This window comes from Cytobacillus sp. C11.1 (assembly GCF_058145115.1).
The window spans coordinates 2,943,129-2,963,786 of the sequence record NZ_CM176935.1 but is presented as its reverse complement, the minus strand read 5'-3'; the positions used below and the strand labels follow the sequence as shown (position 1 = coordinate 2,963,786).

General features: G+C 39.8%; 19 protein-coding genes, 2 riboswitches and 1 other annotated feature (1 of these 22 cut by a window edge). Of the genes, 3 read left to right on the top strand and 16 right to left on the bottom strand.

Going from position 1 to position 20,658, the window contains the following annotated elements; translation table 11 throughout:
* Positions 1-134: 134 nt before the first annotated feature.
* Positions 135-238, bottom strand: a riboswitch (purine riboswitch).
* Between the two features lie 264 nt (positions 239-502).
* Complete coding sequence (gene brnQ / locus AC3ZVC_RS14760) at positions 503-1,852, bottom strand: branched-chain amino acid transport system II carrier protein (RefSeq protein ID WP_490063981.1); 1,350 nt, start codon at positions 1,850-1,852, stop codon at positions 503-505.
* A gap of 313 nt (positions 1,853-2,165) precedes the next feature.
* On the opposite strand from brnQ, the gene AC3ZVC_RS14755 reads away from it, so the two are divergent.
* Positions 2,166-2,825 (top strand): GntR family transcriptional regulator, encoded by a 660-nt coding sequence (locus tag AC3ZVC_RS14755; protein ID WP_490063980.1) that lies wholly within the window; start codon positions 2,166-2,168, stop codon positions 2,823-2,825.
* A 144-nt stretch (positions 2,826-2,969) separates the two neighbouring features.
* On the opposite strand, the gene clpP is transcribed toward AC3ZVC_RS14755, so the two are convergent.
* From clpP to AC3ZVC_RS14700, 11 genes are all read right to left on the bottom strand, one after another.
* On the bottom strand, positions 2,970-3,551 hold the full coding sequence (gene clpP / locus AC3ZVC_RS14750; RefSeq protein ID WP_490063979.1) for an ATP-dependent Clp endopeptidase proteolytic subunit ClpP: 582 nt from the start codon (positions 3,549-3,551) through the stop codon (positions 2,970-2,972).
* Positions 3,552-3,577: 26 nt separating this feature from the next.
* Complete coding sequence (locus tag AC3ZVC_RS14745; protein ID WP_490063978.1) at positions 3,578-4,255, bottom strand: sigma factor-like helix-turn-helix DNA-binding protein; 678 nt, start codon at positions 4,253-4,255, stop codon at positions 3,578-3,580.
* Positions 4,256-4,608: 353 nt separating this feature from the next.
* Entirely contained in the window at positions 4,609-5,808 is a 1,200-nt protein-coding gene (locus AC3ZVC_RS14740) for a phosphoglycerate dehydrogenase (RefSeq protein ID WP_490063977.1), read from the bottom strand.
* A 68-nt stretch (positions 5,809-5,876) separates the two neighbouring features.
* Positions 5,877-5,955: riboswitch (ZMP/ZTP riboswitch) on the bottom strand.
* 566 nt (positions 5,956-6,521) lie between these two features.
* Positions 6,522-7,241, bottom strand: a complete 720-nt coding sequence (locus AC3ZVC_RS14735) for a polymer-forming cytoskeletal protein (protein WP_490063976.1) — start codon at positions 7,239-7,241, stop codon at positions 6,522-6,524.
* A gap of 11 nt (positions 7,242-7,252) precedes the next feature.
* Positions 7,253-7,876, bottom strand: coding sequence for a YhbD family protein (locus tag AC3ZVC_RS14730; RefSeq protein ID WP_490063975.1), 624 nt, complete (start codon positions 7,874-7,876; stop codon positions 7,253-7,255).
* A gap of 203 nt (positions 7,877-8,079) precedes the next feature.
* Entirely contained in the window at positions 8,080-8,835 is a 756-nt protein-coding gene (locus AC3ZVC_RS14725; RefSeq protein ID WP_490063974.1) for a GNAT family N-acetyltransferase, read from the bottom strand.
* A gap of 29 nt (positions 8,836-8,864) precedes the next feature.
* Positions 8,865-9,422: an MEDS domain-containing protein gene (locus tag AC3ZVC_RS14720; protein WP_490063973.1), complete on the bottom strand. Its 558-nt coding sequence runs from the start codon at positions 9,420-9,422 to the stop codon at positions 8,865-8,867.
* Between the two features lie 137 nt (positions 9,423-9,559).
* Positions 9,560-10,039 carry a tetratricopeptide repeat protein gene (locus AC3ZVC_RS14715; RefSeq protein WP_490063972.1) on the bottom strand — a complete coding sequence of 160 codons (480 nt, stop codon included), beginning with the start codon at positions 10,037-10,039 and terminating at the stop codon, positions 9,560-9,562.
* A gap of 184 nt (positions 10,040-10,223) precedes the next feature.
* Positions 10,224-11,240, bottom strand: a complete 1,017-nt coding sequence (locus AC3ZVC_RS14710; protein ID WP_490063971.1) for a DUF3231 family protein — start codon at positions 11,238-11,240, stop codon at positions 10,224-10,226.
* A 271-nt stretch (positions 11,241-11,511) separates the two neighbouring features.
* A complete protein-coding gene (locus AC3ZVC_RS14705) occupies positions 11,512-11,664 on the bottom strand; it encodes a hypothetical protein (protein ID WP_490063970.1) in 153 nt (50 codons plus the stop codon).
* A gap of 170 nt (positions 11,665-11,834) precedes the next feature.
* The gene (locus AC3ZVC_RS14700; RefSeq protein WP_490063969.1) at positions 11,835-12,173 is read right to left on the bottom strand and encodes a YolD-like family protein; all 339 of its coding nucleotides are present in this window, start codon (positions 12,171-12,173) and stop codon (positions 11,835-11,837) included.
* Positions 12,174-12,368: 195 nt separating this feature from the next.
* Between AC3ZVC_RS14700 and AC3ZVC_RS14695 the strand changes: the two genes are divergently transcribed.
* Together AC3ZVC_RS14695 and AC3ZVC_RS14690 are read left to right on the top strand one after the other, a co-directional pair.
* Positions 12,369-14,564 carry an FUSC family protein gene (locus AC3ZVC_RS14695; protein WP_490063968.1) on the top strand — a complete coding sequence of 732 codons (2,196 nt, stop codon included), beginning with the start codon at positions 12,369-12,371 and terminating at the stop codon, positions 14,562-14,564.
* Between the two features lie 366 nt (positions 14,565-14,930).
* Positions 14,931-15,791, top strand: coding sequence for a transporter substrate-binding domain-containing protein (locus tag AC3ZVC_RS14690; RefSeq protein WP_490063967.1), 861 nt, complete (start codon positions 14,931-14,933; stop codon positions 15,789-15,791).
* A gap of 44 nt (positions 15,792-15,835) precedes the next feature.
* Here AC3ZVC_RS14690 and AC3ZVC_RS14685 read toward each other — a convergent pair whose 3' ends face one another.
* The 4 genes from AC3ZVC_RS14685 to AC3ZVC_RS14670 all read right to left on the bottom strand — a co-directional run bounded on the left by AC3ZVC_RS14685 (position 15,836) and on the right by AC3ZVC_RS14670 (position 20,385).
* Positions 15,836-16,708: an AraC family transcriptional regulator gene (locus tag AC3ZVC_RS14685; protein ID WP_490063966.1), complete on the bottom strand. Its 873-nt coding sequence runs from the start codon at positions 16,706-16,708 to the stop codon at positions 15,836-15,838.
* Between the two features lie 92 nt (positions 16,709-16,800).
* The gene (locus tag AC3ZVC_RS14680; RefSeq protein ID WP_490063965.1) at positions 16,801-17,262 is read right to left on the bottom strand and encodes a GNAT family N-acetyltransferase; all 462 of its coding nucleotides are present in this window, start codon (positions 17,260-17,262) and stop codon (positions 16,801-16,803) included.
* Between the two features lie 25 nt (positions 17,263-17,287).
* Positions 17,288-17,794 (bottom strand): GNAT family N-acetyltransferase, encoded by a 507-nt coding sequence (locus AC3ZVC_RS14675; RefSeq protein WP_490063964.1) that lies wholly within the window; start codon positions 17,792-17,794, stop codon positions 17,288-17,290.
* Positions 17,795-18,681: 887 nt separating this feature from the next.
* On the bottom strand, positions 18,682-20,385 hold the full coding sequence (locus AC3ZVC_RS14670) for a 2-isopropylmalate synthase (protein WP_490063963.1): 1,704 nt from the start codon (positions 20,383-20,385) through the stop codon (positions 18,682-18,684).
* A gap of 61 nt (positions 20,386-20,446) precedes the next feature.
* Positions 20,447-20,658 (bottom strand) — a binding site (T-box leader); it runs 9 nt beyond the window's last position.

The window sequence follows — 20,658 nt, the reverse complement described above, 5'->3', positions numbered from 1 at the left end:
AATAATCTCTCCCCTTCTCTTGTTGTTTGATACACTCGGTTTAGGCCATAGAAAAAGGCCTGAAAAAGCAGAATGACTTCTACCTTCCAGACCCGCGGAGTTAAAGTAATATACGTGAACCAAACTAAAGATCAGATCCATATACTTTAACCCGTAGTCCGGTTCTTTCATTGGGAACCAGGTAGAGACGCTCAGACCATATTACCGAGCATATACGAGTGATGAACTAAAATTATTACTATGCAAATATAACAAACCAGCAAGAAGAATTCAATAAAAAAGGTGAACATTGATACAAAATAACTATTTTAATGTTCGTTTTTTAGTGTTAAAGGTGAAATTGTCCTTAATGTCGCTTAACTACGTCTTTATCCTAAAAGTGGCGGAAAAGGCCTCTTTTGTGTGCGTTGGCATTTTCCAAGGAATACCTCCATTGAAATACTGCCCACTAATCTTTTTTTTACACAACAAAGCCCCAGAGTTTAACTCTGGGGCTAAATGATCATGCAGCTTTTTCATTTTGGGCAGAATGTGAATTGCTGCTTTTCATTAATCCAACCGCAAACCCAATCAGACCACCAGCAATAGCAGGGATAATCCACCCTAATCCTACATCATATAATGGAAGGATTGCACCGAATAGTTCGTTAATTGGCGCAAAGCTAATTCCCGCTGCATTTAAGCCATCAAATAAACTTACCACAAATGTGAATAGCATGCTTCCTTTATAAACCTCTTTCTTTCCTTTAAAAATAGGATGCAAGAAAGTGAGTGCCATTAAAGCCATGGCTAAAGGATAGATTCCGACCAAAACCGGAACGGAAATGGCAATTAATTGGCTTAAACCAAAATTGGCTAAAACTGCGCTGAAAATAGATAAAACGATGACAAAAGTTTTGTAAGAGACGCCCGGCACCAATTTATTGAAGTATGAAGAACAAGCTGTAATTAAACCGATACTTGTTGTTAAACATGCTCCGAATACGATAACGCTAAGAAGAATGGCACCGAAAGAGCCAAAATAATGCTCGGAGGCACCTGATAAAACAGCACCGCCGTTATCCAAAAGTCCAAGTCCGCCTACACTTGAAGCTCCGATAAAGGAGAGGGATGTATAGATAATAGCTAAAAGGCCTGCAGCAATCATACCCGCTTTAGCAATAGCAACCATAATCTCCTTTTTCGTTGAAGCCCCTTTGTCTTTAACTGCATTGACCACGATAATTCCAAATACAAAAGCTGCCAGGGCATCCATTGTGAGATAGCCTTCCTGGAAACCTTTAAAGAACGCACCACTTAGGTAATTTTCGGATGGAGCCTGGAATGATCCCATAGGATTAATAAAAGCTGCACCGATCAGAACGGCAATTACAATTAACAGTATAGGCGTTAAATACTTTCCTACAATATCGACAATGTTTGAAGATTTTAGTGAAAAATAAACGGTAATTCCAAAAAAGATGATAGAAAATATTATTAACCCAATTGTACTGCTTCCTTCAGCAATAAATGGTTTAACTCCAATTTCAAAGGAAACAGTAGCTGTTCTCGGAATGGCAAAAAGCGGTCCAATCGATAAATAAAGAGCGACTGTAAAAGCTAAACCGAATAGTGGATGAACTCTGCTGGCCAATGATTGCAAATCACCTTTTCCGGAAAAACCAAGTGCCAGGATCCCGAGTAATGGCAGTCCAACCCCTGTTATAATAAATCCGGCATTTGCGGACCAAATATTTGTGCCTGCTGATTGGCCAAGCATGGCTGGAAAAATTAAGTTACCTGCTCCGAAAAATAAGGCAAACAGCATAAAACCGACTGCGACTGTATAAGAAAATGGTATTTTACTGCTCATGTAAACTCCTCCTATTAACCTGTACTCATATGAAAATTTTCCATTTATTTAACAATCTATTAAATTTAAATCTTCTGAAAAATTATTTCAGAGAAATGATTTTACTATTTTCATCAACGTAATATATTGCATAACTCAAGATAACACACCCAACATACTTATGCAATATATCGCACAAAAGTTTTTGTCGAATTATGCGATATATTGAATTTTTCTAGATTCTTCTATATACTAAATTTATAATCTAATGGAAATAACTTTAAATTAGTAGTTAAAAAGTAATCTTTAATGAAATTAAAAGGTGGTAACAACTATGCCGATTCCTTCCAACTATTCATCACCTACACGTATATCAGCAAAAGAGCGTGCATTCTCCCAGATTCAGGAATGGATTATCGACGGGACTTTACAGCCGCAAGAAAAATTAAATGATGCCGATCTCGCCAAGGCATTAGGCGTCAGCCGTACACCAATCAGGGAAGCGCTTCAACTGCTTAACGTCCATGGCTTTGTCGAAATGTTCCCTGGTGTTGGCACTCAAGTCACTTCAGTAAATCCCGAAGACTTAAGCAAAATTCTTCCTCCATTAGGCGTATTGCAAGCGCTTGCTGCTGAACTGGCAGCTCCGGTTATCAGCCAGCAATCAATTGATTTACTTCGGGATATCAATCATAAATTTGCGCAAGCCCTTAATGAAGGTGATACCTTTACAGCTTTGAAGCAGGATGAACAGTTTCATAATATAATTATTGAACTTGCACAAAACCCCTATATTTCAAATACCGTTTCCATGCTTCAAGCACATGTCATGCGGCTTTATTATAATAAAACGATTATATTAAAAGCCCGCTCAATTGAAGAACATGAAGAAATTTTGAAGGCTTTTGAGCAAAAAGACCGTAGCAAAGCTTCTGAAATTGCCAGAACAAACTGGCTTCGTGCGATTGATGAGTATTACTCTGAAGAAAAATAGAAGGAATCAGCCAAGGTGCTGGTTTCTTTTTTTTACTCAGTTAAACCTGCCTGTTGATGAAATTAGCCATAGGAAAGTTAAGAGATGGTTATGTAATGTCATACCAAAAACATAAGCAGCCACTAAATGGCTGCTTACTATTTGCTAGCTTTTATAAATAATCTCATCAATGATCCCATATTCCTTCGCTTCTTCTGCAGTCATGAAATAATCGCGATCTGTATCCCGTGCCACTTTTTCCACTGTCTGGCCGGTTCTTTCAGCAATGATGCCGTTAATATGCTCTCTCAGCTTAATAATCCGCTTTGCCGAAATTTCGATTTCAGTAGCCTGGCCCCTCACCCCGCCAAGCGGCTGGTGAATCATGATTTCACTGTTTGGCAGGCTGTATCGTTTTCCTTTCTTTCCTGCCAGCAGAAGCATGGCGCCAAAGGAGGCTGCCATTCCCGTACAGATGGTTCTCACGTCTGGCTTAATGTATTGAATGGTATCATAGATAGCAAATCCTGCAGTTGTTGAGCCGCCCGGACTATTAATATAAAGAGAGATGTCCTTATCCGTTGATTCCGCAGCCAGAAAAAGCAGCTGGGCAATCACACTGTTAGCCACCACATCATTAATTTCTTCTCCGATCATGATAATTCTGTCTTTAAGAAGACGGGAGTAAATATCGTAAGAACGTTCCCCTCTGCTGGACTGTTCAATCACATATGGTATAGCTGTCACCTGTATCCCTCCTGTTCTTAGCGGAATTATGCCGCCATACAGAGAGTGTTTGAAGGAGGCGATTTAACTGAAAGAACAGGCTTCAATTCCGAATTACTTTTCAATGAATGCAGGCCAGGAATGGCTTTAATCAGGATAGATGGGTCTTCCATGGCCAATGAATCTTGCAGGAGCTGGGAGACCTTCTCTTCTTCCTCACTAGAAAAAGCTGCTTTTTTCTCATCTGTTTCCGGATAATTAAGCTGTTTACGTGCTCGGTTAAGCGAGGATTTCACAGCGAATTCGGTTGTATTCATTATTTCAGCGATTTCTTTTGTTTTGTATCGAAAGCCTTCTTTTAGCGTAAAAATTACTGCCTGCTTCAGCGTTAACCGATTTAGAAGACGATCAATCGAACTCCCAGCCTGACGCTCACTTTCCTTCCGAACGTGTTCAGGAGTCTCTACCAGCACTTCCTGCTTTCGTTTTCGGACAATATCCATCCAGCAATTATAAGCAATCCTTTTTAAAAGAGCTTGATTTATCTTGCTTGGCGGATAGCTGTTAAAAGCACGGATCACTGCCTCCTGTGCAAGATCATCCCCGTCCCAATGGTCTTGTGCCAGAAACCGCCCATAACGCCGAAGAGCAGAATATAATCCGGCTATGTCCTCTTCCTGCATTAGATGAACTCCTCTTTTAATTGGAATTTCCCCCTGCTTCATAAACCTGCTCACTCCTTTTACACATCTCTGCTCCTATAACGAATAAAAGAAACAAAAAGATACGGGCAACAGCAATTTTTTATCAGTTTATTCTAAGTTCATCTTTATTTATACAGGTTGGTGGTGTAAGAATCCCTATTTTCGCAGAATTTAGTCTGCTCAGGACATTTCTTTACAGCAGTTTAATCCTTATTTGAGCCGGGAAAAGATTTTATTTGCAAATCCGGCATTGGGATCAACTCTGCCTATTTTATCAGCAACCAGGCCTTTTTATCGTCAACTTTCCTTTTATATAATCAACTAGAGCTAACACCAAAAAGCCTCAATTCCCTAATGGAATTGAGGCTTCATCATTAAATGATCCGTGTTGAAACAATGCCCTCGATTTGATTGATCTGATTCAGCAAACCTGGAATAACATCGCCATTCACTTTATTATCAATATCAATCATTGTATAGGCGTAATCCCCGCGGCTTCTGTTCACCATGTCCGCAATGTTCAGCTGGTAGCTTGAGATTGCCAGTGTGATTTGACCAACCATGTTCGGGACGTTTTTATGAAAAGCTGTGACGCGGCGCTTGCCTGTATAAGGAAGAGCAGCATTTGGAAAGTTCACTGAGTTTTTAACATTACCTGTTTCAAGGAAATGCTTTACCTGGCGTGCCGCCATCACAGCGCAGTTTTCCTCAGATTCTTGTGTAGACGCACCTAAATGCGGGATCGCGACTGCATTTTTCATTTGCAGCACATTTTCATTCGGGAAATCAGTGATATACTTGCCAACTTTTCCACTTTCAAGAGCAGCAGCCATATCGGCTTCATTCACAAGCTCTCCGCGAGAGAAGTTCAAAATATGAACACCTTTCTTCATCATGCTGAATGTGTTTTCATTAAACATTTCTCTTGTGTCATCTGTTAGCGGAACGTGCACTGTGATATAGTCAGACTCCGCAAAGACTTGTTCAATTGACATCGCACGCTGGACATTGCGGGACAGATTCCAGGCTGTATCAACAGAAATGAACGGATCAAAGCCGACAACATCCATATCAAGATCGAGTGCATCATTCGCCACAAGCGCCCCGATTGCACCTAAACCGATGACACCAAGTGTTTTCCCTTTAATTTCTTTTCCGACAAATTGCTTTTTCCCTGCTTCCACAAGCTTTGGAATTTGATCGCCTTCGTTCTCTAACGTTTTGGTCCAGGCGATTCCGGCAAACAGATTACGGGATGAAGCCATCAAAGTGGTTAGCACCATTTCTTTTACAGCATTTGCGTTGGCACCAGGCGTATTAAAAACAACAATCCCCTGCTCTGTGCATTTTTCGACCGGAATATTATTGACGCCGGCACCAGCGCGCGCGATTGCTTTTAATCGATCGCCAAATTCCATTGAATGCATATTAAAACTGCGAAGAACAATTGCATCAGGATTATCACACTCATTATCGATTGTAAAATGGTCCTTGTTAAATACATCAAGACCGTTTTTTGCAATTGCGTTTAACGTTTTAATGGTCTTCACTTTGTCTAAAGTCATAGTACTCATTGGATTCTCCCCTTTTCTAAATAGCTTTGTCAGATTTAAAACAGAAAGAGGCAAGGGGTAGAATCCCTTACCTCTGCCCAGGCGAACGGCTTCGACACTATGTGCTCCCTCACGGTAATCCGTGTCTCGCCAGTCACACATAGCCTTTTCAGTTTTTTAAATCTTATCAAAGTCTTCAGAAAACTTCAACCCTTTAAAGCGCTTACATATTTAAAAATTTTTTTTATTTTTTTGTCGTTTTATTTACTATATTTAGATTATATTTAACTCTTTTTGTACACTATGCTTAAAAACTAAATATCCCTGTTCAAAATTTGGTCTCCTTTGCAACTATAAACACAAAATCTGCCCCATGAACTTATCTGGCTTTCTTCATAACCCTTAGGGTAAAAACCTCGACCTGTGAATCATTTAATTGCCTGTAAATAAAACTATTAATACGGTATGCGAGCTCCAATTAATTAGCGCCGATGTTAAAGGGAAAGAAGCAGGCATAAGGGGATAATGTGTTCATCTATAACAAAATAAAAGTGCCTGATCTCTGGAGCATTACAGAGATCAGACACTGGAAGTTCTTTGCCTACGAATTTATTATACTTCCAATAACCCAGATAAAAGCTCTAATGGCCATTTTTCTAAGAGTGCCACCCGAGGTGCTGCCAGTCCATTGGATGCTGATATTACTTATTCCAGCCACAGAGACTCCCCCCTTCTTATATTTTGCGGGATTCTTTAACCAGCGCACCCGGTTGGCACTTATATTCACCTGAATATTCAACAAGCCCGATTTCGCAATTTTTCCCGATTTTTACATTTCTCCCCCTTACAACTGTAGCCACTGTTCCTTCCAGCTCGATTTCATCGCCTTCAATAACCTCTGCCTCAAGCTTCAATGGCAATATGGATTTAATTAATTTGAATAAGCTTTCTTTATGCTGTACTACTTTTATATTTCTGCCGCCAATCTCTTTCGCTCTGCTGTCTCCAAATAGCTTTATATCAATTATTTCAGCATTCAATAAACCAGCTACAGAAAATGCCCCCTCTGCACGGAAGTTTTCCGCTTCGCAATCGCCTTCTATCGATACCTTTCCGTTCACAATCATGTCATCACATTTTACAGATCCACCTATGGATGATTTTCCAGACACCTCCACCACTTTGCTGCTGACTGTTTCAGAAATGGAGGCAGAACCATTGATAATGAGCTCCTCCGCTTTTACTGCTCCATTGATTTTTGCCGCGCCACTAATCTTCGCCTTATCCGTTTTTACATTCCCATGGATTGTACCGGTACCGTTACAATAAAGCTTAACGCATTCCGTATCTCCATTTACCGTTCCCTTCCCATTTAACTCAACTTTTTCAAATAAACCTCCATTTGACGACCCTATTCCGTTGATCACTAAATTGCCTAATGCTTTTGTATTCACAGTTCTTCCTCCTACATCAATTTTGATTTTAATTCTTCTGCACTTTGGCCTACTGATAAAGTTGTGACAACTTTTGTCCCTTTTTCAAAATACAGCTCTTCACCCTTTACCGAAAATAGACAGCTGGAAATGCCCAGCTTCCGTATGAAGTAGATAACCGTATCTTGCTGATGGACTATTTTCTGGTGATCGTTTAATAGCTGCAGAAGCATTTTCCCTTCTTCTAAATGAATATCTCCTGATTCCAGCAAGGCAGAAAGAAAATATAAACTCATTAGGTGATGAAAATCAAATTCATTCATTTCACCTTGTTGTTCGAGAAAAATATTCAAAACCGGTTCGGATGCAATTCCTTTAGCTATAATGCCCGCCCTTGTCATCCTGAGGTTGGCGGTACTGGGGGAAAACATATCCGCTAATTCATCCAGCGAAAGTGTATCCTTCATTTTCTGTATTTTCTCGATCCGTTCCAGTATTTTCTCTTTTGGAAAAAACGTCTCTTGGCCCGTAAAGGTAGATTTCCTTACAAACCAATCCTCGGGAATCAAGTTTTTTCTTTTCCATCGATAAAGCTGCCCGTAGGATATGCCTGTTAAATCCAGCACATCTTTTTTAGAAATCAATTCCTCGCTCAATTTCAGGACTCCCTTCTGGTGAATTGATTGTAACATAACACTGTTACACTATGAAACGGATTTTTTTCTTTCTATCTCGATTTTTTTCGACAAAACCACTGTTTCACCATCGTTATTTGCCCGATTTCCATCTCCTCTAACAGAACAGTGTTTCATTCGCTCCAATAAAAAAATGTCCGGCTCTCAAAGAACCAGACACTTATTCATTCATATACTTTTAATGCTTGATACTGCTTTACAAGAAACTGATAGTTTTGCTTGCGGTACATCTCCTTTGGGGTATCTTCCCCGTCAGCGACCAGTATAACCGTTCTATCATGAAATTGATTCATCACAAATTTCTGCAGACGGCTGCCAATGCCTTTTTTCTGGAAGTCTTCATGCACCATTAAACCATCGATTTCAGCTGTATGATCTTTTAAAATGACATCAACTGATCCAGCCGGTCCCTTGTAAAAAGCTAGAATTTGCTGAATACCTTGATGGTTATAGTTCCGCAAGTGCTGACTTTGCTTTTTTTCAGCATAATCATCCCCATAAACCGAATCATGTTCATATTGAAACTTTAAATAATCATCCCATGTTTCATCCGTTACATTTTCAACAATAATCTCAGGAATTTCTTTCATAGCAGGAAAGTTCTCCGGCTGTATTGCGAAAAGCTCCAGGAATCCGATTGAATAATCCTCCTCTTCCCTAAAGAGGTCTTTTAACTCCTGTGAAAGCGGCTCACCTTCCGGAAAATAAAAACGAACATGCTTTTGTCCATGCTCTTTATGATAGTCTCTTAGATAATCTTGAGCTTCTATGAATTCTTTTATGGTCGGCATCTTTTTAAAACTGATAAAATTACTGTCATACTGCAGCAGCATTTCCGGATTATGATGATGAATGTAAAGCTCATTTTCCAGGATGGTCTGCCCAGGTTTATAGATATCTTTAAAGGTTATATTTCCCATTAGTTTCTCCTCAAAAAAAAGCTTCTATTTTAATTTTGCAGGTATTTGTATTCACGATCTGTAATCAGCACCCCATGGCAGCGCTTTAATCTTTCTTTTAATTCATCAGGTGTATTCTTGTTATCATAGGCACATAATGAAATAATGCCCTTATCAGGTACCATCTCATCTAACTTCTTTTCATACTCTTCTATTTTCGGAATGTATTCCTCCACATTTCCCCATTCCACAAGTCCCCATGTACACACCACTGCACCGCTTTCCAGATAGGGCTGGACATTTTTTATGAAATAGTTCATAACTGTCTCTGGATTAAAATTACCATTAGAATAATAGAAATCAAAGTTATTAGCAAAATGGACTCTGGCCCATTCGTCCTTGCTTAAATGCTTGTCCAATTCTTTTTTTATATGAGGAAGATTTCGGTCATTTTCCACAAACATCACATGACCTCCGTTTTCAACTCCTGCTACAATATAGGAAACCGCATTTTTGCGGTAACAGTCGATCTGATCGTAGTGATAAAGGATATGGCCGCCATTCGACTTTTTCAAATCATCTATCAAATCTACAAATAACTCGCTCATTTATAAATCTCCTTAAACTTCTTGATGTTTCCGATTATTATACCATTGTAACCATACCAAGAAGTAAGTTTATTTTTCTATATGAAAGAGCCTTCACTCTGAATATCTCTCCATTTCTATTAAACTTTTATTTAATTTCAGGCTTTGTCCAAGTGATTAGAATAGAAATTGATCGCTTTCTTATATTTTATTATTTCCTGATCAGCTGTAGTTTCGGCCAGGCACTTGAGAAGCAGCTCCATTGCCGAGCTGTGCTCTCCCAAATTATAAAGAGTCATGGAATAAAACACCTGGATTGACCGGCTGTCTGGAAATTGATCCATTCCCTGTTGCAATACATTTTTTGATTTTTCATATTCTCCCAACGTCCTATATGTACTGCCAAGACCCAGTATGGCACCCTGCAGGTCCTCATCCTGAAGCCCAAGTTCAATCGCTTTTTCGTAAAAACCCACTGCCTTTGATTCTTTACCAAGCACATCTAAACTCCAGGCACATTGAAAATTTATAATTGGATCATCCGGGAATTCGCTCACTAATCTTAAAAGTAGTTCGTTAGATTCTTTATACTTGCCAATATTGCGTAGAACAATCGCTTTCTCTAATGCATTGCCCATATTTCCCTCCAAGAGTCTCTTTCTTTTTATTATATCTAAAAATTCTAAAAAATGGATATGATAAGACTTGTTTTTTTATTTATTATAGAAGTTTCCGTTGTGGTTCGGAGTGGACTATGTAACGGTTATAAAAAAAACGCTTGAACGAATGAATATGCCAAGCGTTTTATCCCTGTAATAATCATTAATCCCTGGCATGAGGCGGTTGTTCCATCCAGCCCTTCTCAATCATCATGTTCGCACCGTCCTCTGCATATACAGAAACTCTCATCATCGCTTTTGCATATAAAAGTGCTAAATCTCTTCTACCGTTCACAGCAGCTGAATTGGCAAACGACCTTATCTTCATGGAAAACATATCCACCTTGTGGAATAGCATTAATTTATCAGAAAAAGGCGGAAATGAAGAACTGGTTACCAAATGATCCAAAATTGCTGGTGACGGCAGGTTTCCTTTATGTAATTTGTCTCTAAACTGCGTTGCAGCTGTATTGGTTATGTCTAAACCTCTTTGTAAAAAATCTTTTACCTTTTCATCCTTGGCAACTTTAGTAAAACCGATTAATAATGCTTTGCTTGTTGCGTTATTTTCTACGTTATCAAATAGGTGCGTAATTTCTAATGCGTGAAGGGGGCGGATATCTCCCACAAACCCTTTAAAATAATTATGTTTTTCAACAAATTTAATGCTTTCCGGTACCGGTATAATAGGCGGTTTGATAAGGAAGCCTTTTTCGATTAAAACATGATTAATCTGCCCTAACAGCTCACTCGTTGATTTGCTGCAATCGGAGAAAAATGCCATAATATCATCTCTCATCACTAGGGGAATTGCTACAGCATATAAGCTTAACCCCGCTTTTGCTGCATATTTAATATAGTGGGCATAAAATTCATCTTCAAACAATCTAGGTGCATCAAGGTTTACATCATCATCAGTAAAGCCTAAAGGAATTGGGAAATTGTCCTTTTCAAAAAAACCCTTTATTGCCTTCATAAAGTTCTCGCTCAGATTTAATCCATTTTGAAGCAGCAATTTAATTTCTTTATCCTCCACATGCTGCAGAAAATATCTTAAAATTAGCGAGGACATACTGTTTCCCATATAAGTAGCCCAAAGCTTCCCCATCTCTGCAGAAGTCAGCTTTTGACTTTCATCCAATTTTTCTGCATGAATCTTAATCGGCTTTAGCTTAAACATACAATACCCCTTACCATTTTTTAATTAGTTTCTTTAATGGAGGGCCATTTTATTCTGATGGTTCACAAGCCAAATTGTAAGACAGATTTAAAAAGCTGATATTAGCACACTGTGGATGCAATGGAAGGCGCGAGTTCCACGCTTTTCTTCGTGCATGTTCATTCGAGGATGATCCCGGACCACCCCCGGTTCACTGAGATCTACAGCGGAAATCAAACAGGCAAGTTCATCGCACTTGCCATATATAATAATAAAAGCAATAAAAAGACCGCTAATCAATAGCAGTCAAGCCTAAAGTCTTTTGAAGTAAGAGAATATCCTGGCAGATGTCATTGCAGACTTGGGTATCGCTGCAGTTTTTGAGATCAATATGCAAGCGTCCAAGTTCTCTAAGAAAAAGTAAATACTCCGATTGACTTACCATCGTAGATAATCCCCTTTGCATAGAAAAAATAAACTATGCTCGTTAAGGCTATCATTCGTGCCTGTTAATTACAAACATTTACCGGTTTTACCGAAGAAAGATTTGCTCTTGGGAAATACTCCGCGTTCTTTTCGAAAAAACTTACAGTCAATTAAAGAGATTTACAGTGACTATTCTTCTACCTCCATCCCGACTATTTCATCAAAGGTGATGTTTTGTATGTAACGATCGTCTGTTTCTAAGTAAATCTTTTTGCTAAACCCATCCAGCCTGTTCACTCTTCCCTTGATGTCATAAAAATAGCCTTCTCTCCATACCTTTACACTTACGAAAAAAGCAAACTCCATGGCATAGTGAACCCTGTTTTCGTATTCCAGCATTTCATACTCATCGATAAGCGGTTTGTTTTGAAAATTCTGTTCGATTTCCAGTTTTTTTAGCATGGCTCTCTGTTCCGGCATAAAGTGTGCAGGAAGCCATTTTAATAATCCTCTGTCCCTAAGTGGCATTGTAAATCCCTCCATACTTTATTATAGAACATTTGTTCCCTCTTTAAACTGAAAATAAAGAATTTCTCTTAGGTTTTTAAAAGTTGATGATAGGGTAAAATCATCTGAATATGGTTCACTTGGTTATTAAAACGGCGAGTGTTAATATATACTTTAGCACTCTAAATGAAAAATTTTGCAAAGATTGGTGACATAATGAAAGAACTGCATATAAAACACCCATGGCTTGGGCGTTTACTGGCTTCTGACCCCGGACTTATCCGGTTTCAAAAAGCGGGACGGGCTACCCTCAGTTTAATGGCCTCTGTCTTTACAACTCTGTTTATCATGCATGCAGCCGGATTTAATGCACTTACTCCGGCAATCGTTTCCGGAATGGCCGGGATGATGGGCATCATGATTGTAATGGATGATACGAAAAGGAAAAAAATCCTGACCACTTACCTACTTGGCGTTTCAGCTATGGCTGGAATTACGCTTGGCTCCTATTTGGCATACAATACCTATTACATTGATATAGCCATGATCATCTTAATTTTCGGCAGCTTTTATTTAACCCGTTTTGGAGTTAGGTATTTTTCTTTATGCATGATCGGTTTCATGACAGTTTATTTTTCTTCAATCCTAAATCTGACGAGCAGCCAGCTTCCCTGGTTTTACATAGGTATAGGGATCGGAATTACATATGCTTTCTTGTTTAATTTCATCCTTTTCCAGGATTCCGCGAAAAACTTAAGAAGGAGCATCCGTTCTTTTCATATCCAAAGTAACCTTACCTTTAATCTTTTAATAGAGGGTATGCAGGATAAGGAATTAAGCCTCCAGCGAAAAAAAGAGCTGCAGAAGAATGTACTGAAGCTAAGAGAATATGCCATCATTGCTTCTGAATATATAAATGAGGATGATGTACAGAAGCTATGGCCGGGCTTAACCCCCTCTCAGCTGAGGCTATACGTTTTTGATACTGGTATGCTGATTGAAACACTGACTGACTCGATACGAAGCTTAAAAAAAGCTGACGCCTTTGACATTGATGAACTAAGAAGGCTTCTGATTTGGGTAATCCAATCTCTCCGTGATGCGGAGGTACTAGCCCATCAGTATGAAAAACAAAATCTCCAAGAAGCAGAACTGGCCGTCCAGGCACTCCGCCTGTTAATTATGGATTTATTTAATCGTGAAGATCAGCATGCAGGATGGTTCTTTTTAATCCGGCGGATTGAGTCGATTGCGAACCATGTGATCGAAGGTGCGATTACTATCCAGCAAGCGCTGCATAGTGTAAAAAAATTTGAAGAGAAGCCTGAAGAAGCTGATGAAGATATGGACAAAGATTCTGAAAAGGATTCAGATGAAAGCGATTCGGAAGATGAAGAGAAGAGTCTAAAGCCTTCCACTAAAAAAGCTTATCAGGCTTTAGTTGCCGCAGTTTTATCCATCATTGTCGGCCAAATCATCTCGCCTGCCCAGCCTTACTGGGTACTCCTGACAGCGTTTATCGTCCTGCTTGGCACGGAATCAATAGGCCGTACTTACACAAAAGGGTTTCAGCGCTCGCTCGGTACCATTATTGGCGCAGTGATAGGATTTACGCTGGCTAAGCTGGTATCTGGCCATACTGAGCTGGAAGTCACGCTGATTTTTGTGGCCGTCTTTTTCGCCTTCTATTTGCTTGAGGTATCTTACACCTTAATGAGCATGTTCATTACCATGCTGGTCGCTTTTATGTATGACCTTTTACTTGGCGGAATTTCTTTTTCCCTTATCGGAGCCCGCGTCATTGATACAATTGCCGGTGCTGCCATTGCATTCGGTGTTTCAACGTTTGTTTTTCCCAAAAAAACAAAGGACAAGGTTGCTGACTCCTTTAATGAATTTTTAACAGAGCTTAAGCCTTATGTAACGGAGTATGTACGGGGGTTTAGAGAAGATGTAAATGTAAAGGAACTATCCGGGAGTGCGTTCACCCTTGATCAAAAACTGCAGACAATCAAAACGGAAGCCGCATCACTTACCCAAAAACCTGGGTCCCCCCGCAACTCGGATGTAAACAGATGGATCACGATATTCGCTGCAATCAATTACTATGCCAGACATTTAGTTGCCTCCTCCTATCGGAAGGGCTTTGACTACCCGGACGAATTAGTGGATGTCTTCAAGAGGATCGAAGAAAAACTGGATCTGAATATCGAAACATTGATAGAAGTGATAAAAGGCAACGGTGACGGAGCGCTGGTCTACAGCCTTGAAGAAGAACGGGAACAAATTGAACGACTCGCTCCAACCAGAAAACAATCCCAGCGTGACCTTATTCACCATCTTTACTATGTATGGCGGATCAATAAAACAATTCTTGAATTAGCTGTCGAATTAGGTGCCGGGAAGGAGTAAACATGCTCCTTCCTTTTTATTTTGGCAGTTGATGATATATGAGCCGAGTTGACGATATCCCCATAAGGCTGGAAATAGGATCTCCTATTCATTGCAGAAACAGACTATTAATGCTGTTCCTCGTACAAATTTGCCTCACAGGAAAAACACATTATATTCTTACCTTGCCTACAAAGTGGGCTCCCCATTTAAAAATTACTTTTTTCATTGCATGCATACACTCTTCCCCTATTACTTTTGAAGGGGTTTGTAAAATTCTAGTAGGTAAATCTATTTATTTCTCTTTATTTAACAGAAATATCTAACTATTTAAACTACAATATATATATTATTTTTTTTTACACACCCATAAAAGGAGGAACACACATGTTAAAGAAATGGAAAAAAGCATTACTCGCCGGAGTTCTCAGTTTATCTCTTATTGGAACCGGTTATGTCAGCCACGACCTGATTTCTGCACAAAATGCTTCTGCTGAATCCGCATCAGAAAAGGCTCCGGGCCATCAGAAAAAAGCTGAAGCTTCCCAGTTGGATGAAATTATCGAGAGAGGATACATACGAGTAGGCATGACCGGGGACTACAAGCCTTTTACATATTTGGATCCAGAGACAAACGATTTTGAAGGCTATGACGTGGATGCTGCCAAAGAACTTGCTAGGGATCTCGGCGTGGAGGTGCGGTTTGTCGCAACTACCTGGCCCAACATGATGAAAGACCTGCAGGCAGATAAATTTGATATTGCTGTCGGCGGTGTAACACGTAATACTTCCAGACAAAAAACTGCGTATGTATCGCAGGGCTACCTTTCATTTGGAAAAGTACCTTTAATACGGGCTGAAGATAAGGATAAGTATCTTTCCATCGAAGACATCAACAAGCCTTCCGTCCGCATTGGCGTAAATCCAGGCGGTACAAATGAAGTCTTTGTCAGACAATTTTTGAAAAATGCAGATGTAACAGTTGTAGAGAACAATCTTGATATTCCTGGCCTGGTGGCCGATGGAACGTATGATGTTATGATTACTGACACAGTGGAAGCAATTCTTTATGCTAAGGAGGATTCACGATTATATGCAGCCCTGACAGACGCCCCTTTTACAAACAACGAAAAAGGCTATATGATTCCCCGCGGTGACTTCATCTATGCCAGTTACCTTGAAATGTGGATGGATGAAATGAAGCTGCAGGGCAAATTTGATGCTCTTTATAAAAAGTGGATGGAATAGAGTAAAAGCTTCCCTCGTTTGCGGGAAGCTATTTTTAACATATCTTACTTTTTCAAAACCGGTATCCAAATTTCACTTATAAAAGTAGGTGAGCCAGTATCTTTATTTTCATTCCATAGAATCTCCGGACCTTCTCTTTGTTCATAATTTGAAGCTGGAAGCCATTCGGAATAAATGCGCCCCCATACATTTTGCAGTGTTTCAGGAAATGGTCCGACCGATTGGAACACCGCCCATGTGGATGCAGGTACTTCAAGCATGGCTAAGTTTTCGGGACACTCCTTTGTCGTTGCTGCACCAATATAATGATCCAGCTCCCCCTTTTCCTCCATTCTGCCTTCAGAAAAATTCGTTGATGCGCTGATTATTCCAGATGGTTCAATATTCGATAGATTTTTAAGTTCATTAATGCTTTCTTCATCTAAGCCTTGCCACATTGCTGCAATCTCAGGATTAACTCCGCTGAATACAATGGGCACTCTTTTTTTAATCCCTGCAATGCGGAATGCTTCTTTTTCAACAATTCGATAGTTCATTTCATTGCCTCCCTGTATGGATAATTGGAAGGTCATTGGCGGATACGCTTTAAGTGAATGACCACTAATTCTTGCTTCTGTCGGTGTGATGCCATGTAACTGCTGGAACGCCCTTGAAAAAGCGTCTGGTGAGCTATATCCGTATTTGACGGCAATATCAATAACCTTCCTGTTTGGATCTTTTAAATCGAATGCCGCCAGCGTCAGTCTTCTGCGGCGAATATACTCAGAAAGGGAAATTCCTGCAAGGAAGGAAAACATTCTTTTAAAGTGATATTCCGAGCAATAAGCTTTACTTGCAGCTTCCTTAAAATTAATTTCCTCTGTCAGATGATCTTCAATAAATTTCATGGCATTATTCATAGTTTTGAGCGATTCCACTTCGATGACCTCCTTATACCCATACTTTAGCAGGTGATGAAACTTCCCATCCGACATTTCGTGCACCATTTTGCAGGGTCTTCTCAGTGAACTTATTTTAACAAATACGACATAGGCGTAAACCGGATCCCATTTAACGTTAGCACTTGATCAGTATCTTCAAACCCGAGACGATGATAAACTTCGACCGCATAAGGAGATGAATTAACAGTTATACATCCAATATGTTTATGCTTACTGCAACCCTCTTTAACTAACTCAAATAAAGTCCTTGCTATCCCCCGCCGTTGAAATTCCTTTTTTACAAACAGCAAACAAATATGGTTAATGCTGCGTGTTGCAATTACCCCAACTAACTTATCATTAACTTTACATCCCCAAAAGTGTAATTCTCCTTCTCCTAACTTTGTAATGATGGAATCGTAGGATATAAACTTACTAAATTCTTCAATACCTTGTTCAGAGTAGTCAGGTGCTTCGAATTCCAAAAAAACATTCCACACTAAATCCAGAGCATTTCTGATTTCCATTTTCTGCAGTTCAATTACTTCCAATCCCCTTCACCTGCCTCATAAAAGACTATTTTGTGATTGAGTAAACGAATACATCTTTTCCCCATTTATGAAAGGTCTTTTCAATCTTCATCCCAATCCGCTCAGCTACCTTTGCAGAAGGAATATTATGGACATCGGGTAATGAGATTATCTTCTTTAACTTCATCTGGTTAAAACCGTAATTCTTGCAAGCAAACGCCGCTTCTGTTGCATATCCCTTTCCCCATACACGTCTGGCAAACAGATATCCTATCTCCATTTCGGTCACACCATCAACTTCTTGCGGAACAAGGCCGCACTGTCCAAGAAATTCTCCGGTTTCTTTACTCTTCACGATCCAAAGACCAACACCATATTTAGCATAATTCACCAAAGTCCAGTCAATCCACTCCATCGTCTGCTTTTCATCCTTAGTTGATGGATAATACTTCATAGCCTCGGAATCTGAAAATATTTGCATTAGATTTTCCACATCATCTTTATTCATTTTTCTTAAAATTAATCGTTCTGTGCTTATGACAGGAGTACTCATTTTAATCCTCCTAAAAAAATTTTGTAGGTTACATTCCATATGCTTAATCTGCCTTGCCAAAATCAGCAGCTATATTAGAGGAAAACTTTTAAATTCAGCTAAAATGAAATAACAAAACCGAGGTATTGCCATACCCCGGTTTCTGCTTTTGGACTAGTTAATTGCGCCTTAAACTGCAGCGATCGCTTTGCCCCTTTTTACTCTGCCTTTTTTTAATTCCTTTTGAAGGAAACGCTTAATCTTCCTACGCTTGCGTGCTGCTTTCGTAGTCATTCTTAACGCCTCCAATAAAAGTTGTTTATTTGGTTAGGCTCTGTTAAAACTTATTGTTGTTTTTAACACCCTGTTGATTGGAGCGGAAGGCACGAGATCCTCGAAAATGCTAGCGCATTTTCTTCGTGCGGTGTTTATTCGCGGAAGCTTATTCAATGTCCTGCGGGAGTGCGGATCAAAGGGAGACCCCGCAGGAGCATAGCGACGAGGAGGCTCCCGGACCGCCCGCGGAAAGGGAGTGCCTCGTGCTGAAATCAACAGGCTAATTTAACAGAGCCTTTGGTTAAAACCTCTTTCATCAATATGGACAAGGTTGTCCCTCGTCCTACATTCCACCATGCTCAGCCCCAACCTTAAATGTGCTGGCTCTCTCCTTGACAATATGACATCTCCAGTCACAGCGGATACAAAAGTATTTGATATGCATCCCTCCTTCTAAACAGAAATGCATAACTTTGACACTTTTAATATAAAAAAGACACAGGATAGTTTCAACATTAAAAAAAAGAAATAAAATCTAATATTTAGTTATATTTCGGCAATTCACCTTTATCTTTTATATTTTTCTGAATATTACTCGTTATTACGGCTTTTTTTAGAAGGGCTAATATTCCTTAATTTTTTAATGCTGATAATCCTTCTTGAAGCGGAAGCTGGACATTCTCGATCATGTTGTTGACAGCACTGAACAGAGCTTTTACAGAGGATGTCATAATATCTGCGTCAATCCCGCAGCCCCAATAAACCTCACCATCCGAAGCGGTGAAACCTACATAAGATACAGCATTTGACCCAGAGCCTATTTCAAGGGCATGCTCCTTATAGACTAAATCTTTAAAGTTGATGCCGAGTTTGGTTCTGAGAATATTGCTGATGGCATCCAGCCTTCCATTTCCCTCGCCAATAAATTCATGTGCTTCATTATCTATTCTGATAGATACAATTGTTTCGTAGTTTTCATTTTGAGTAAATCTATAATTAATGAACTCAACAGGGCTATTTTTATTCACATATTTATTTATAAAGATATCATAGATTTCATTTGGCAAAAGCTCTTTGTGTAAGCGGTCTGATTCATCTTTTACACTATAACCAAAGCTTTCACGCATTTTGGCTGGAAGGTCAAGCCCAAAGTTTTGCTCAAGAACATAACCGATTCCCCCCTTGCCGGATTGGCTATTAATACGGATTATATCCCCTTCGTACTCTCTGCCGATATCCTTTGGATCAATTAATAGATAAGGCACTGTCCAATACTGGCGTTCTCTTTCCTCACGCCATTTCATCCCTTTAGCAATGGCATCCTGATGGGATCCTGAAAAGGCAGTAAAAACAAGCTCTCCCCCATAAGGATGTCTTTCATGAACTTTCATTCTTGTTAACTCTTCATAACTTGATATAATTTCACGTATATTTTCAAGATTAAGCTTTGGATTAACCCCATGTGAAAACATATTTAAAGCTAGTGTGACGATGTCAACGTTTCCTGTTCTTTCTCCATTTCCAAACAGCGTTCCTTCCACCCTTTGGGCTCCGGCAAGCATGCCCAGCTCTGCATCTGCCACACCAGTTCCTCTGTCATTATGCGGATGCAGTGAGAGAATCACATTGTCACGATAGTGCAAATGATCACTCATGAACTCGATTTGGCTTGCGTAAACATGAGGCATCGACATTGACACCGTAGCGGGAAGGTTGATAATTACCTTGTTTTCAGCTGTTGGCTGCCATATATCCAGTACCCGGTTTGATATTTCAAGGGCAAATTCCATTTCTGTACCGGTGAAGCTTTCCGGTGAATATTGAAATTGAAAGTTTCCCTCGGTTTCAGCAGCATATTTCTTGAGCAGTTTTGCACCGGTTACAGCAATGTCTATAATTTCTTCTTCCGATTTCCTGAATACTTGCTCGCGCTGAGCCACTGAAGTTGAATTGTACAGATGGACCACTGCTTTATTTACACCTTGCAGCGATTCAAACGTTTTTCGTATGATATGTTCTCTTGACTGTGTCAGCACTTGAATCGTTACGTCTTCCGGAATTAAATCCTGTTCAATCAATGTCCGCAAAAAAGCATATTCTGTTTCAGAGGCAGCGGGGAAGCCAACTTCTATCTCCTTGAAACCCACTTTCAAAAGCAATTGAAAATATTCCAGCTTTTCCTCTAAGCTCATAGGGACTACCAAGGCCTGATTTCCATCTCGAAGATCGACACTGCACCAGGTCGGAGCTTCAGTAATATACTCCTTCTCAGACCATTTCAAGCTTTTCACCGGGGGCATAAAATAACCTCTTGAATACTTTTCATTATTTTTCACGTTGACAACCACCTTTTCACAATTAATTTGAGTTCGTTAAAAATAAAAAGCCTGCCATCTCATAAGAGACGACAGGCTATGCCTACGTGGTACCACTCTTTTTGATTCGCTAAAAAACAAAACGAACCCGCTTAACGACTGGATTACGGCGGTCAACCGTTAAGGCCTACATATCAGCCTTACCACTCCAGGGCGAGTTGGGGAATTTACTGACTGCCTTTCACCGGCCGGCAGCTCTCTAAACAATAAATATTCCTTAATACTCCCTTTCAT